Annotated in this window: 15 protein-coding genes; 11 read left to right on the top strand and 4 right to left on the bottom strand. The window is 38.9% G+C overall.

Features of this window, described 5'->3' with window-relative positions; genetic code table 11:
- Positions 1-26: 26 nt before the first annotated feature.
- The 6 genes from miaB to ACM40_RS00860 all read left to right on the top strand — a co-directional run bounded on the left by miaB (position 27) and on the right by ACM40_RS00860 (position 6,398).
- On the top strand, positions 27-1,463 hold the full coding sequence (gene miaB / locus ACM40_RS00885; protein ID WP_048501677.1) for a tRNA (N6-isopentenyl adenosine(37)-C2)-methylthiotransferase MiaB: 1,437 nt from the start codon (positions 27-29) through the stop codon (positions 1,461-1,463).
- Positions 1,420-1,668 carry a hypothetical protein gene (locus ACM40_RS00880; RefSeq protein WP_048500989.1) on the top strand — a complete coding sequence of 83 codons (249 nt, stop codon included), beginning with the start codon at positions 1,420-1,422 and terminating at the stop codon, positions 1,666-1,668. Before miaB ends, ACM40_RS00880 begins: the two co-directional genes overlap by 44 nt.
- Positions 1,669-1,742: 74 nt before the next feature.
- Positions 1,743-2,462 (top strand): tetratricopeptide repeat protein, encoded by a 720-nt coding sequence (locus ACM40_RS00875; RefSeq protein ID WP_048500988.1) that lies wholly within the window; start codon positions 1,743-1,745, stop codon positions 2,460-2,462.
- A gap of 39 nt (positions 2,463-2,501) precedes the next feature.
- Entirely contained in the window at positions 2,502-3,788 is a 1,287-nt protein-coding gene (locus tag ACM40_RS00870; RefSeq protein WP_048500987.1) for a sigma-54 interaction domain-containing protein, read from the top strand.
- Between the two features lie 47 nt (positions 3,789-3,835).
- Complete coding sequence (lptE, locus tag ACM40_RS00865) at positions 3,836-4,357, top strand: LPS assembly lipoprotein LptE (protein WP_048500986.1); 522 nt, start codon at positions 3,836-3,838, stop codon at positions 4,355-4,357.
- Position 4,358: 1 nt separating this feature from the next.
- Positions 4,359-6,398: a hypothetical protein gene (locus ACM40_RS00860; protein WP_048500985.1), complete on the top strand. Its 2,040-nt coding sequence runs from the start codon at positions 4,359-4,361 to the stop codon at positions 6,396-6,398.
- A 53-nt stretch (positions 6,399-6,451) separates the two neighbouring features.
- Here the strand turns inward: ACM40_RS00860 and ACM40_RS00855 are convergent, their stop codons facing one another.
- The 4 genes from ACM40_RS00855 to ACM40_RS00840 all read right to left on the bottom strand — a co-directional run bounded on the left by ACM40_RS00855 (position 6,452) and on the right by ACM40_RS00840 (position 9,030).
- A complete protein-coding gene (locus ACM40_RS00855) occupies positions 6,452-7,060 on the bottom strand; it encodes a DUF4126 domain-containing protein (protein ID WP_048500984.1) in 609 nt (202 codons plus the stop codon).
- 251 nt (positions 7,061-7,311) lie between these two features.
- Positions 7,312-7,686, bottom strand: a complete 375-nt coding sequence (rnpA, locus tag ACM40_RS00850; RefSeq protein ID WP_048500983.1) for a ribonuclease P protein component — start codon at positions 7,684-7,686, stop codon at positions 7,312-7,314.
- Positions 7,686-8,411 (bottom strand): ThiF family adenylyltransferase, encoded by a 726-nt coding sequence (locus tag ACM40_RS00845; protein ID WP_048500982.1) that lies wholly within the window; start codon positions 8,409-8,411, stop codon positions 7,686-7,688. Before ACM40_RS00845 ends, rnpA begins: the two co-directional genes overlap by 1 nt.
- On the bottom strand, positions 8,404-9,030 hold the full coding sequence (locus tag ACM40_RS00840) for a TatD family hydrolase (protein WP_048500981.1): 627 nt from the start codon (positions 9,028-9,030) through the stop codon (positions 8,404-8,406). The genes ACM40_RS00845 and ACM40_RS00840 overlap by 8 nt, the downstream gene beginning before the upstream one ends.
- Before the next feature lie 98 nt (positions 9,031-9,128).
- Between ACM40_RS00840 and ACM40_RS00835 the strand changes: the two genes are divergently transcribed.
- The 5 genes from ACM40_RS00835 (at position 9,129) to ACM40_RS00815 (ending at position 13,491) form a co-directional block, all read left to right on the top strand.
- On the top strand, positions 9,129-9,758 hold the full coding sequence (locus ACM40_RS00835) for a TetR/AcrR family transcriptional regulator (protein ID WP_040999579.1): 630 nt from the start codon (positions 9,129-9,131) through the stop codon (positions 9,756-9,758).
- A gap of 103 nt (positions 9,759-9,861) precedes the next feature.
- Positions 9,862-10,857, top strand: coding sequence for an outer membrane protein assembly factor BamD (locus tag ACM40_RS00830; RefSeq protein WP_048500980.1), 996 nt, complete (start codon positions 9,862-9,864; stop codon positions 10,855-10,857).
- A 41-nt stretch (positions 10,858-10,898) separates the two neighbouring features.
- A complete protein-coding gene (locus ACM40_RS00825; protein ID WP_027372958.1) occupies positions 10,899-11,222 on the top strand; it encodes a DNA-directed RNA polymerase subunit omega in 324 nt (107 codons plus the stop codon).
- Between the two features lie 123 nt (positions 11,223-11,345).
- Positions 11,346-12,551 (top strand): bifunctional phosphopantothenoylcysteine decarboxylase/phosphopantothenate--cysteine ligase CoaBC, encoded by a 1,206-nt coding sequence (gene coaBC / locus ACM40_RS00820; protein ID WP_048500979.1) that lies wholly within the window; start codon positions 11,346-11,348, stop codon positions 12,549-12,551.
- 37 nt (positions 12,552-12,588) lie between these two features.
- Positions 12,589-13,491, top strand: coding sequence for a DUF4835 family protein (locus ACM40_RS00815; RefSeq protein ID WP_048500978.1), 903 nt, complete (start codon positions 12,589-12,591; stop codon positions 13,489-13,491).
- The last annotated feature ends 30 nt before the right edge of the window (positions 13,492-13,521 follow it).

Here is a 13,521-nt window from a genome sequence, read left to right as displayed (position 1 = left end):
AGGCATTGAACTTTAAAACGATTATTGTGCAGGAAAAATATATAGACGAAACAAAACAGGGAGAGGCTTTTGCCATCGCTGAAAGGCCTGAGAATTCTAAAAAACTCTTTTTGGAAAGCTATGGCTGTCAGATGAACTTTTCTGATTCTGAAATTGTTGCATCTATCCTTAATGAGCAGGGATATAATACCACCCTGAAAGTAGAAGAAGCAGACCTTATCCTTTTGAATACATGTTCCATCCGTGAAAAGGCGGAGCAAACCGTAAGAATGCGACTTTCCCAGTTTAAAAACCTGAAAAAAGAAAGACCGAGCATGACGGTTGGAGTCTTGGGATGCATGGCAGAAAGGTTAAAAACCAAATTCCTGGAAGAAGAACAACTGGTAGACCTTGTAGTAGGTCCTGACGCTTACAGAGACCTTCCCAACCTTCTGAAAGAAACCGAAGACGGGAGAGATGCTATTAACGTCATCCTTTCAAAAGAAGAAACGTATGCAGATATCAACCCTGTGCGTTTAGGAGGGAACGGAGTAACGGCTTATGTAACCATTACCAGAGGTTGCGACAATATGTGTACCTTTTGCGTAGTTCCTTTTACCAGAGGAAGAGAAAGAAGCCGTGATCCGCACTCCATTATTCAGGAGTGTAAAGATCTTTTAAATAACGGGTATAAAGAAATTACCCTTTTAGGACAGAATGTAGACTCTTACCTGTGGTATGGCGGAGGTCCTAAAAAAGATTTTGCCAAAGCTTCCGAAATGCAGAAAGCTACAGCCGTTAATTTTGCACAGCTTCTTGATCTTGTGGCTAAAGCCGTTCCTGAAATGAGAATCAGGTTCTCCACATCAAACCCTCAGGATATGAGTCTTGATGTATTCAGAATGATTGCCAAGCACGATAATATCTGTAAATATGTTCACCTTCCGGTACAGAGCGGAAGCAATAATATGCTGGAGGCAATGAACAGACAGCATACCCGTGAAGAATACCTGGATTTAATTAAAAAAGCAAAAGAAATCGTTCCTGATATTGCTTTTTCACAGGATATGATCATCGGCTTCTGTAATGAAACGGAAGAAGATCATCAGGATACCCTGAGCCTGATGAAAGAGGTAGAATATGACTATGGTTATATGTTTGCCTATTCAGAAAGACCCGGAACACCGGCTCATAAAAAAATGGAAGATAACATCCCTGCTGATGTAAAGCAAAGACGTCTGGCTGAGGTAATTGCGCTTCAGGGAGAACTTTCCAGAAAAAGAATGCAGTCTTACGTAGGAAGAATCCACCAGGTGTTAATTGAGGGAATCTCGAAAAAGAATAAAAACCAGTGGAAAGGAAGGAATTCCCAGAATGCTGTTTGCGTCTTTGATATGCTCGAGGGGCAGAAAATTGGTGACATTGTGGACGTGTTTGTCTATGATAATACTCAGGGCACACTTTTGGGGAGAACAGCTAAATAATAAAGGAGAGAAGCTGGCTATTATAGAAAAACTAAAAAAATATCTTCCAAAAGTAAAATTGAACAGTTATATTACCGTAAGATTTTTAGTAAATTGTGAAGGAAAAACAGGACTGTTCAGAGTTCAGCAAATGAATGCAGATCTTAAGAAAACAGCTTCGGATAAAGAACTGGGAGAAAGCTCCTGCGGTTTACGGGATTGCTGAGCGACTGGATGCCTAAAGATATAAAAGGGGGTTTAAAGCAGGCTATTATCAGTATTTAACCTATAAAATTGAAAATGGAAAAGTTTCAGAGGTATTACCTTAGCTTTTTATTGCTTATCGTTTACACCAATACTATTGCGCAGGTCAACTGTAATGCAGTAGAGGGTGAGAACTGCAAAAAAGCTTGTGAGCAGTACAACTGGGCTTCGGACAGACAGGGCAGCCAGAAGTCCCGGGAAACTTTTGACAAAGCGACTGGTCTTTGTCCCGATTTCTCCAATTCCTATATTGAGAAAACTGTTCCCTATCCTAAAAACGGAGATTTCCTGACCTGGAAAATACTGATAGATAAAGCTGTGGCTGTAGATCCTAAAATGCATTTAGGTTACAGGGGCTGGCGTAAGTTTCAGTTTTTGAGTCATTATAAAGGAGATCATTTGGATGTGGTGAGAGCCTTGTCTTACAGTGCGTTAGGGCAGAAAGAAAAAGCAGTCAGCATTGTTGAAAGATTTTCGGCATCCAAACGCTATTTCAAAGGAATATATGACCATTACCAGCTGGGAGCCACCTATTTTGAGCTGGGCAGATATGACAAGGCCTTAGAAAATTTCGAAAAGCAGAGCAAAGAAAACAACTTTGCCGGGAATATATATTTTAAAAGTAAAGTTTCTAAAATCAGAAACAAAGATTATTTAGATTTAAAACAGTTAGTATTAATGACTTATGATGAAGGAAAGACCATGAAAGATGTCTACACTCATCACTTCAACAACATCTACAGAAAACAGATCTAGGAGCTGTAGATTATTAAATCAATAATCAAAAATTTACTTATGAGCAACGACTTACAAAACATAAAAAACCGCTTTGGAATTATCGGGAATTTCCCGGCACTTAACCGGGCTTTAGAAAAGGCAATCCAGGTGGCACCAACGGATATTTCCGTTCTGGTCATAGGAGAAAGTGGTGTCGGAAAAGAATTTATTCCGAAAATCATCCATTCCGAATCCAAAAGAAAGCATCAGCCTTATATCGTGGTCAATTGTGGTGCGATTCCCGAGGGAACCATCGACTCTGAATTGTTTGGGCACGAAAAAGGAGCATTTACCGGAGCTACAGCAACCAGAAAAGGATACTTCGAGGTGGCAGACGGCGGAACAATCTTCCTTGATGAGGTTGGAGAGCTTCCCTTGCAGACCCAGGTCCGTCTTCTGAGAGTCCTGGAAAGCGGGGAATTCATGAAAGTAGGTTCCTCGCAGGTTCAGAAAACCAATGTGAGAATTGTGGCAGCTACCAATGTTAATATGATGAAAGCCATTCAGGACGGCAGATTCCGTGAGGATCTGTACTACCGTCTGAATACTGTTCAGATTGACATGCCTCCTTTGAGAGAAAGAAAAGGAGATATCCATTTGCTGTTCAGAAAATTCTCAATAGATTTTGCCGAAAAATACAGAATGCCGGAACTTGAGCTTGATCCAAGTGCCGTTCATTATATTGAAAATTATAGTTTTCCCGGAAATATCCGCCAGTTGAGAAACCTGGTAGAACAGATGACTGTGGTGGAAAGAAACAGGCAGGTAACAGTAGAAAAACTCGCCGAATACATTCCTATGGAAAGTCACCTTCCGATGGTCGTGAATAACCAGAGTGCTCAGAAGCAGAATGATTTCGGAAGCGAAAGAGAAATTATGTATAAAATTCTCTTTGATATGAGAAGTGATATTAATGATTTAAAATCTTTAACTTCAGAGCTGATTAAAAACAGAGGAACAGCAGATTTAAGCAATCAGGAAAAAAATCTGATCAACAGGATTTATTCTGCAGAACAAACACAGCCTGTGAGTCAGAATTCTTTACTGTATTTTGAAGATAAATCACCGGTGGTGCAATCTGCTCCAACTATTATTTCAAATGCAGATGACAGTTACGAAGATATTGAAGATATAGAAATAGAGGAAAACAGGCCGGAATCCCTGTCACTTCAAAATAATGAAAAAGACCTGATAATCAAAGCATTAGAGAAGCATAAAGGACGCAGGAACAGAGCGGCAGACGAGCTTGGAATTTCCCAGAGAACCCTTTACAGGAAAATAAAACAATATAACCTAGAGGACTAAAGTAGGGTTTGTAAAGAGATATCAGAGTCTGTAAATCAAAAAAAGGTATGAGTAAATTAAAAATAATATTTGGATTGGTAATCCTTTCACTTTTTCATCAGTGCTACTCCTTTACCGGATCATCATTAACGGATGAAAAAACCGTCCAGATCAATGAATTTCCGAATAATGCAGCGCTTGTGAATCCTACCCTTTCCCAGCAGTTTTCTACTGATATCCAGAACAGATTCCTGCAGAGAACCACACTAAAGGGGACAAAATCAAATCCTGATATTCTGATAGAAGGTGAAATTTCCGATTATAATTTCTCATCTGCCACAATCAGCTCCAATACCCTGACAAATCCTTCGGGAGGTGTGGTGCAGCAGGCACAGGGTAAGCTGACTATCAGTGTAAAAGTACACTACGAGAACAAAATACATCCGGATTCCAGCTTTGACAGAACTTATACGGATGAAGCGGTTTACAACAACGACCTGAGCCAGAGCCAGATAGAAACTTCCCAGGTGAAGCTTGTGACAGACAGAATTATTAATAAGATATTTAACGATATTGTAGCCAATTGGTAAGATGAATCCCAGAGTTTTAGAATTATTAAAGAGCCCTAAAAATATACAGTCAGAAGACCTTGGTCTTTTGAAAGAGGAAATCAATGCTTTTCCCTATGTTCAGAACATCAGGGCACTTCATTTGTTTGGGGTACACCTTTATGATAAAGAAAACTATCAGAAGGAGCTTTCCACAACCGCAGCTTATACTACTGATAAAAAGCTTCTTTATCAACTGATTAACGGTAAAGTCCAGCGGGAATCCAAGCCGGAAATTACAGAAGATAAGCCTTCTAAAGCACTCGAAAAACCGGTAAAATATTCCTACACGAACAAAGCTTTCCCTATAAAAAGAGAAGAATCTTCCGAAAACAGGCAGGAAAAATATGAAGAAGCGGCAGGGATGATAGAGCCTGTAAAGGAAATCAAACATATTCACGTTAATGGAGAAAGAAACAGAATCCTGTTTGAAGGTGAAGAAAACTTCCTTGATGAAACCAATACCGAAGTAATTGATCTTGAATCTACCCTGGAATCAGGAGTGATAGTGACTCAAAAAGCAGAATCCGTTGCGGCTGCGCCTGATCAGGAAAGCAATCAGGAAACAGAAGATCACAATAATGAGCTGCAGGAAAATTCAGAGGCTGGAGTAGAATTCACCCCGGAAGTGATTGTTGAAGAAAATAAAATAGACAGCCCTGCAGAAGAGCAGACAATCAATAAAGACAGTGAGGTCAGTTTCCACAAAGTAGAAACATTGGCTACGGAAACAGAAGAACCTCAGGAAGCAGAAGAAAATAAAGCTGTTGAGGAATCTGTAGTTGCTGAAACACAGACACATTCTGAAGCAATTAATGAGGATGATGCTCTAAGCGAACCCCATGCAGAGATTAGTTTCCATGGAATGGATGAGTTTATGCCGGATGTTAAGATTCAGGGAAATACTGATAACGAAGCTGTAGTACCTGAAATTTCTAAACCAAGTGTTAATAAACATGAGGAAGAAATGAGGCGTCTGATTGAAGAAGTGGAGAAAAAAATGAAAGAAGCGCAGCCCGCTCCACAGGAGGAAAAAGATGAGCCGGAAGCTGCCGATCATGAGATCAGTTTTGCAGAAACCCAAAGCTTCCACTTCTGGTCCACTGAAAAAGAAGAACCCAAAATTACCGCTGAAGAGCCTGTAGCTGAAGCTGTAAAAGATACAACAGAACAGCTGGTCCGACACGAAGAGCCTGTTGTAGAAGTTCAGGACAAAGAAGAAGATGAAGAATCCGTTGTACAGACGGTTTCTGCATGGAAGCCTATGAGCCTTGACCCTCATTTGCCTGATTCTTTGATCAGTAAGGAAACCAAAATTTCTGCACCTGATAAAGAAACTCCAAAACAGGAAGAAGTTCCTATTATAGAAGAGAGGCAGGAAGCTGCAGCTTCACAGATTGTTGAAGAGTCACCAAAAGAAACTGAAGCCGTTTCAGAAGAGAAACTCCCGGCTCCTGAAGAAAAAATACCTGAAATTGCAGAAGAGAAGGATGAAGACATTGAAAATTCAGAAGAAATCATTGAAACAAAAGAATCTAAAGAAGAAGTTCCGGTTATGAATGTTTCTTTCTTTGGTACTGATATTTCAAGCCTTGCAGTAGAAAAGACGGCAAAAGAAGAGCCTGTTGAGGAAATTAAAGCTGAAAATTCAAAACAGACGCCTGCAGACAGCAACGTTCCCGGGTTTATCAATACCTGGCAGAGCTGGCTTAAGATCGACAGGCCGGCAGAAGAGACCGTTAAGAAAGAGAAAGCCCCTGTTCAGGAGAAAGTGATAGAAGCTTTTATCGAAAATAACCCGAAGATCAGCCAGCTAAGAGATGAAAGCACTTACGTTGTCAAAGAAAAGAATGACGATATCTCCCATCTAATGACTGAAACACTGGCCAATCTTTACTTCGAACAGAAACTTTACACTAAAGCCATCAAAGCATTTGAAATTCTGATTAATAAAAACCCTGAAAAAAAGGAATATTTCCAAACCAGAATACAGGAAATAAAAGATTTCAGAAGTAAAAGCTAAGCAGGTTTAAAAAATATTAAAAAGGCTGGACACTACTGTGCTCAGCCTTTATTTTATATATCATTAGCTGCATTTTTTCTGCCCCGCAGTTTCCGCCATGCTTTCCGTCCGAAAATAACAACAAGAATAATCAGGATAATAGCAAAAACAGCCGCAATAACAGGAGCTGCCATTGCTAGGATAGACATAACACCTGCTCCCGCAGTTTCAGTAGTTCCTACGACAGAATTCCCTAATCCGCCCGTAGTGGCAGTAGAAGCGGCCCGAATCCCTGCAAAACCGGAGCTGATCGTGGCTGCAGTTCCTCCTCCGGCAATTAATGCAAGCGCCCATTGGGGAAAAGTTCCCAGATCTGCAAACTGGCTGGCAAATAAAACCGAGCCTGCCACAGTAGCCAAAGGGACTGATATCGTATCCAGGAGATGATCCACAAACGGAATATAGTATGTTAAAATTTCAGCAACAGTAGCAATTCCAGTAGTAATGAGGGCCGGAAGCCCCGAAAGCCACTCAAAACTCTCACTCATTGGAATCCAGTGGAAATAAGAAGCGAGACTTACTGCAAACATAGGCAGAAAAACCCTGAAGCCTGTCGCAGCAGCCAATCCTATACCAATAAAGGCACTCAGGATGTAAGAAAAATAGGGAACATGATCTAACATTTTAATTTTCAGATTTATTGTTTCCCCTAAAATTACAAAAACTATGCAAGATTTTGTAAAATTTAATTCTAATGGTGATATCTAAAATTTTTTCCCACAGTTTCTCAGATTACACAAATAGTATCTGTAAAAAAATGGTATGTTTAAAGGATTATTGTAGCAGATAAAAATAAATACTCATAAAAAATTATAAATATCTGTGTAATCTGAGAAATCTGTGGGCAATAAAACCGGAAACAATAATAAAATAGTTAGGATTTCTTCTGCATCTGGCAAAGCTTAATAAACTGTTCTTCCACTTCCTGGAATTTGGCAGGCATTTCAGAAGATACCCAAAACATCATTGCCAGGGTTTTTTCTCCAAAAGCATCTTTAAATAAATCCTTATTCAGGCGATAACACTCTCTTAGAAGCCTTTTCACACGATTTCTGTGTACCGCCTTCTTAAAATATCTTTTAGAAACGGAAACCCCAAATTTATGGTTGTCCACCGGGAGGTTAGGCTTGTCTTTCAGGATAATAATTCTCAAATTTCCACAGCTTCTCCATTTACCTTTATCGAAAAGTAAAGCCATCTCAGTATTTTTCTTGAGTTTTTCTTCTCTGGAGTATGTAAAATTCTGCATTAATCTTGTTTCACTAAATAATTGATCACTTCAGCTGCAGCATACAGACCGAAAATTGCCGGAATATAGCTGATAGTACCATAAAAGGACCTTTTATAATTGGTTCCATCAGTCATTTTAAGGCTTTCCTCCTGTTGAAGTTCATTGGAAAATACACATCTGAACCCCTTATTAATCTTTTCCTTTTTAAGTCTTTTTCGTATCTGTTTAGCAAGATAGCAGTTATGGGTTTTGCTGATATCTCTTACCATTACTTTGCTGGGATCGGTTTTTCCTCCTGCTCCCATAGAGCTTACCAGTTTTATTTTTCTTCTTCTGGCAGCCTTAATTAAACACAGTTTTGGAGTCACGCTGTCGATGCAGTCCAGGATATAATCAAACTTATCAGAATCAAGTACTTCATCCATTCTTTCCGGATTGAGGAACTCGTTGATCTTGACTAAATTAATTTCCGGGTTGATGTCAAGAAGTCTTTCTGCAACCACTTCCACTTTATGCTTTCCTACAGTAGAGTGCAGGGCAGGAAGCTGTCTGTTGATGTTGGTGATATCTACCGTATCGCCGTCTACAATCGTCATATTTCCTACACCCGCTCTGGCCAGAAATTCTGCCGCAAAAGATCCTACACCGCCTAAGCCTATTACCAATACTTTTGCTTTATTCAGTTTTTTAAGTCCTTTCTCTTTGATCAGGAGCTCTGTTCTCTCCAGCCAATACTTATCCATTCTTTATCGTGTCTAAATTTTCTACAATCTGTTTGTTCAGTTTTTCCAAAGAAATACCCTTTAATTCCGAAACTTTTAAATACAGTTCTTCAATGTTAAAGGCTTCATTGTCAGTTTCTAAAAACATTCTGTTCAAAGGTGTACTTCTTACAATTTCCTGCAAAGATAGATGATACAAAACAGCTTTCCCAAAACTCAAATAAAAATTATTTTTCAGTAAGTCTTCCGCGATACGCTGCTTCTTGTTAAAACCATGAATGATAACCGCCTGCTCAGCCTTCTTTCTAAAAGAAATTACCTCGTAAAATTTTCTTACACAGTGAATAATCATAGGCTTTTTCACCTCATTGGAAATAATGATCTGTCTCTTAAAAACCTCTTCTTGTATATGTTGAGGTACAGGAACCAAAGAATCCAGCCCGCATTCACCAATGGCCAGGCAGTTTTTTGTAATATTGGATTCCAGCCAGCTGAACTGTTCCTCCAGTGAATCTGCAGAAATATCTTTAGGATGTATACCTATAGAATAAGGAGAATCTGGCGGAATGGTCCCGAAATCTATATTGTAGATCCCATACAGCATATTCTTTTTATGATGGTGAAAATCAAAAAAATCCATTCACAAAAGTACAATTATTCAGAAAATTAATTTAAAATTATTAAACGAACGTTTATAATTTTGTTAAAAATTTCTTAACTTTACTCAAAGTACACTTCATGAGAAAAAAATTTACAGAAAAACAGATCCATATTTTGGATATTGCCGAAGAGCTTATTGCCAAAAAGGGGTATGACGGTACTTCTGTAAGGGATATCTGCTCCAAAGCAAACATTAATGTAGCCATGATTTCCTATTACTTCGGGTCCAAGGAGAAAATGATGTCTTATCTTTATCAGTACCGTGTTCTGAAAACCAGGGAAAATTTTTCCGAGTTTGCAGATACCATCAAGGACGGCAAACCGGAGATGCAGCTGAGAGAGATCATAAAATACATTGTTTCCCAATTATTCAAATACAACTATTTCCACGGATTTGTAACCCAGGAGCTGCGACATACGGAAAATTTAAAGGATGAACTTCTGGATTTCTATCAGTTGTTTGTAAAGAAACTGGATGATGTCATCAAAAAAGGAGTTGCTTCAGGAGTATTTACCTTTACACCGAAGCCTGAGGATATCCTTACCATGATCATTGGTTCTACACTATTCGTAATCAGGAATAAAAACTTCTATGAGCTGTATGTGCCGAGCAAAAATGAAGAAGCCTATGCAAAAGAAGCCGAGAAAAAAGTAAGAATGAATCTTTTACTCAGTGTTTTTGCCATTTTGGGATACGCTGCAGACTAAATTTACGTTAAATATTCATAAAAAAAAATCTATTGACAAAAAAGTTATATTTTTGCAAATTAGTAAATCGGCTGTATAATCCGAAAACTGTTGAATTTTTTATATGAAAAAATATATTTTAGGTCTTTTTGCAGTGGCAGTTGTTTCCTCTTGCGTAAGCCAGCAGGAAAGAGCAATGAAGAGTGCTGACAAGAATTTTATCTTAAAGGCAGCCAATGAAAATTTTGCCAAAAAGAAGTGGAAGAATGCATTGGCTTTATATGACAGGCTTACTAACCTTGTTGCAGGAACAGATGATTTTCCTAATGTAGGTTTTAATACAGCTTATGCCAATTATTATGACAAAAGCTATAAGCTGGCAGGACACCAGTTTAAAAACTTTGCCGTAAGCTTTCCTAAAGATCCAAGAGCAGAAGAAGCAGCTTATATGTCTGCATTATGCTACTATGAAGGCTCTATGGATTATAATCTTGACCAGTCTACTACAGAAACAGCAATCAATGAACTTCAGGACTTCCTGACGAATTATCCCAATTCTGAAAGATCTAAAAATATCAGCCAGCTGATTGATGAGCTGTCTTATAAATTGGAGTTCAAAGCCTATGAAAATGCAAAACAGTACTTCAAGATGGCTGATTACAAAGCTGCCAACGTAACTTTTGATAACTTACTGGAAGATTTCCCGAGTACTAAACTTCGTCCGAAGATTTATGACTACATCATGAAGTCACGTTATGAACTGGCTTTAAAATCAGTATATGATCTTAAAGACGAGCGTATAGAAAGCGCGCTGGCTTATACAAGATTCATAGAAAAAGAACTTCCTAATACAGAATATTCTAAAACGGCAGCAGATCTTAAGGTAAAGCTGGCAAAAGAAAAAGAAAATTTTGCAGTTGTAAAAAAGCAGACAGAAGCAAGAATTGCAGCATTAACGGCAAGACAGAAAAAAGAAGCGGATAAAATCGCAGAAAAGAATAAAGCTGACCAGCAAGTGAAGGATCAGATCAGCAATGAAAAGAAGGCAATGCAGATCCAGAGGGATAGTGCGGCACTTCAGACCCCTCCGCCGGCAGCCACTTTCAAAATTCAAAGATAATTCGTAAATTTGTCCTCTTAAAATAAAATAAATTTCTCAAAATGAGCGTAAAAGATACAAAAGCAGAAGTAAATACTATTACTTACGATAAAGACAAGATTGAAGATAAAGTAGGTTCAATCTATGAAGCTATTGTTATCATGGGAAAGAGAGCAGAGCAGATCAATGCGGAGATCCGTACGGAGCTTCACAATAAACTGGACGAATTTGCTGTGCATAATTCTACATTGGAAGAAGTTTTCGAAAACAGAGAGCAGATTGAAATCTCCAAACATTACGAAAAACTTCCTAAGCCTACTTCTATTGCAATCGAAGAATGGCTGAATGAAGATATCTATTTCAGAAAAACAGAAGACAGAAAATAAACATTTGTGTTTTTTATATATGAAGGTCATAAGGGAATCCGTTTCTTTTATGACCTTTGTCTGTTTATATCCGTCTTTGTGCAAAAAAAGAAGTAATTTAGGAGTTCAAAAAATTAAAACTAAATGAGTGTTTCCGGTAAAAAGATACTTATCGCTGTTTCCGGTGGAATTGCCGCCTATAAAATCCATTTCCTGATCCGGGATTTTGTGAAAAAAGGAGCTGATGTCCAGGTGATCATGACGCCTGATGCAGAACAGTTTGTAACCAAATTAAGTCTTTCAACCCTTTCCAAAAAGCCCGTATATTCAGATTTTTATGGCGATAACGGTACCTGGAACAGCCACGTGGAAATGGCCCTGTGGGCCGATGTAATGATCGTTGCCCCTTGTACAGCCAATACATTAGCCAAGATGGTGCACGGCATGTGTGATAATCTGGTGATTGCTACCTATATGTCTGCAAAATGTCCTGTATTTATTGCTCCGGCAATGGATCTTGATATGTACGCACACCCTTCCACCAGACAGAATATTGAGCAGGCAGAAGATTACGGACATGTTATCATTCCTGCTGAAACCGGTGAACTGGCCAGTGGCCTGGTAGGACAGGGAAGAATGGCAGAACCTGAAACCATCTTTAAAACCGTTGAAAAATTCTTTACTTCCGGAAATCAAGCCGGAAGTTTGGTAGGAAAAACGGTACTGATCACTGCCGGACCGACCTACGAAGCCATTGATCCTGTAAGATTTATAGGAAATCATTCTTCCGGTAAAATGGGGTTTTCCCTTGCTGAAGAAGCTTCAAAGAGAGGCGCTAAGGTTATTCTGATCTCCGGCCCGAGTTCTCAGGCAACTGACGATAAAAATATTGAACTCCATAAAGTAACCTCTGCCAAAGAAATGCTGAATAAAGTTTTTGAATTTTATGACCGCGTGGATATCGGTATTGCCAGTGCCGCCGTAGCAGACTATGCCCCGAAAGAAGTGGCTAAAGAGAAAATTAAAAAAAATGATGACAGTTTAACTATCGAACTGGTTAAAAATCCTGATATCCTTAAAACAATGGGCGAAAAGAAAACCCATCAGTTTCTCGTAGGATTTGCCCTGGAAACCCAGAATGAAGAAGAAAATGCCAAAGGAAAACTGGAAAAGAAGAACCTCGATATGATTGTACTGAACTCCCTACGGGACGAAGGAGCAGGCTTTAAGAACGATACCAATAAAATCAAGATATTTACCAAAACAGGAAAGAAGGAATTTGACCTCAAATCTAAAGAAGAAGTAGCCAAAGATATTCTGGATTTTGTTGAGGCTCAACTTTTAAAATAATTTTAATAAATTTCCGTTCTCAATTTTTAATTAGATAATGAAAAAAATCATAAGCCTATTCTTGCTGCTTTTTATATACAATCTGAGTTTTTCCCAGGAATTGCTTGCCACTGTACAGATCAACTCCCAGCAGCTGGGAGGAAGTAACCAGCAGGCCTATAAAGCCCTGGAAAAAAGTCTTAGGGACTTCATCAATAATACCAGCTGGACAGGGAAAAAACTTCAGAACTTCGAAAAGATCAAATGTAATTTTGCAGTTGTTATCGCCGAAAGAGACGGGAACCGGTTCAAAGGAAGTATTGTGATCCAGGCAGTTCGTCCCGTATTCAGTACTACTTACGAATCTCCGCTGATCAATCTTCAGGATCAGAGATTTTCCTTTGAGTATGTTGAAAATGAGAATCTTGTGTTCAATGAAAGACAGTTCTCAGGCAAAAACCTGATCGATGTGATCAGCTTTTATGTTTACGTGATTTTGGGCTATGATGCAGACAGTTTCCAGTCTTTGGGCGGTACACCATGGTTTGCAAAAGCCCAGCAGATTGCCCAGAACTCCCAGAACAGAAATTACGAAGGCTGGAACGTTATCAATGAGCCAAGAAGCCGTACCATACTGATCAATGAAATTATCAACCCGAACTGGAGCCAGTTGCGTTCCACCATGTATACCTATCACAGAGCGGGACTGGATAATTTATTCAACCAGGATCAGACTGCCGCTAAAAAAGTGATTTTTGACGCCCTCATGCAGCTGAAAAGGTATGAAAACTCTTTCCAGCAATCCTATTACTTCAACCTGTTTCTTGATAATAAAAGTGATGAGATCTTCAATATTTTCAATTCAGGAAATAATGGAGGACTTGTGATGAATGATCTTAAACAGCTGATGATGATTTTTACCCCTAAATATTCGGAGAATAAGTGGAGTAAGTGGAAATAAAGACCCTTCGCTTTAAGTTATTGAATACTT

This window comes from Chryseobacterium sp. BLS98 (assembly GCF_001045445.1).
Classification (GTDB): Bacteria; Bacteroidota; Bacteroidia; order Flavobacteriales; family Weeksellaceae; genus Chryseobacterium.
Note: the sequence above shows the minus strand (reverse complement) of the source record. Positions and strands in the feature narration are given on the sequence as shown.

Excerpts from the sequence above, each read along its gene's own strand:
- ACM40_RS00860 (WP_048500985.1), top strand. The coding sequence starts at position 4,359 with ATGAATCCCAGAGTTTTAGAATTATTAAAGAGCCCTAAAAATATACAG.
- rnpA (WP_048500983.1), bottom strand. The coding sequence starts at position 7,686 with ATGCAGAATTTTACATACTCCAGAGAAGAAAAACTCAAGAAAAATACT.
- ACM40_RS00845 (WP_048500982.1), bottom strand. The coding sequence starts at position 8,411 with ATGGATAAGTATTGGCTGGAGAGAACAGAGCTCCTGATCAAAGAGAAA.
- ACM40_RS00835 (WP_040999579.1), top strand. The coding sequence starts at position 9,129 with ATGAGAAAAAAATTTACAGAAAAACAGATCCATATTTTGGATATTGCC.
- ACM40_RS00840 (WP_048500981.1), bottom strand. The coding sequence starts at position 9,030 with ATGGATTTTTTTGATTTTCACCATCATAAAAAGAATATGCTGTATGGG.
- ACM40_RS00880 (WP_048500989.1), top strand. The coding sequence starts at position 1,420 with ATGATAATACTCAGGGCACACTTTTGGGGAGAACAGCTAAATAATAAA.
- ACM40_RS00875 (WP_048500988.1), top strand. The coding sequence starts at position 1,743 with ATGGAAAAGTTTCAGAGGTATTACCTTAGCTTTTTATTGCTTATCGTT.
- lptE (WP_048500986.1), top strand. The coding sequence starts at position 3,836 with ATGAGTAAATTAAAAATAATATTTGGATTGGTAATCCTTTCACTTTTT.
- ACM40_RS00815 (WP_048500978.1), top strand. The coding sequence starts at position 12,589 with ATGAAAAAAATCATAAGCCTATTCTTGCTGCTTTTTATATACAATCTG.
- ACM40_RS00870 (WP_048500987.1), top strand. The coding sequence starts at position 2,502 with ATGAGCAACGACTTACAAAACATAAAAAACCGCTTTGGAATTATCGGG.
- ACM40_RS00855 (WP_048500984.1), bottom strand. The coding sequence starts at position 7,060 with ATGTTAGATCATGTTCCCTATTTTTCTTACATCCTGAGTGCCTTTATT.
- coaBC (WP_048500979.1), top strand. The coding sequence starts at position 11,346 with ATGAGTGTTTCCGGTAAAAAGATACTTATCGCTGTTTCCGGTGGAATT.
- ACM40_RS00825 (WP_027372958.1), top strand. The coding sequence starts at position 10,899 with ATGAGCGTAAAAGATACAAAAGCAGAAGTAAATACTATTACTTACGAT.
- ACM40_RS00830 (WP_048500980.1), top strand. The coding sequence starts at position 9,862 with ATGAAAAAATATATTTTAGGTCTTTTTGCAGTGGCAGTTGTTTCCTCT.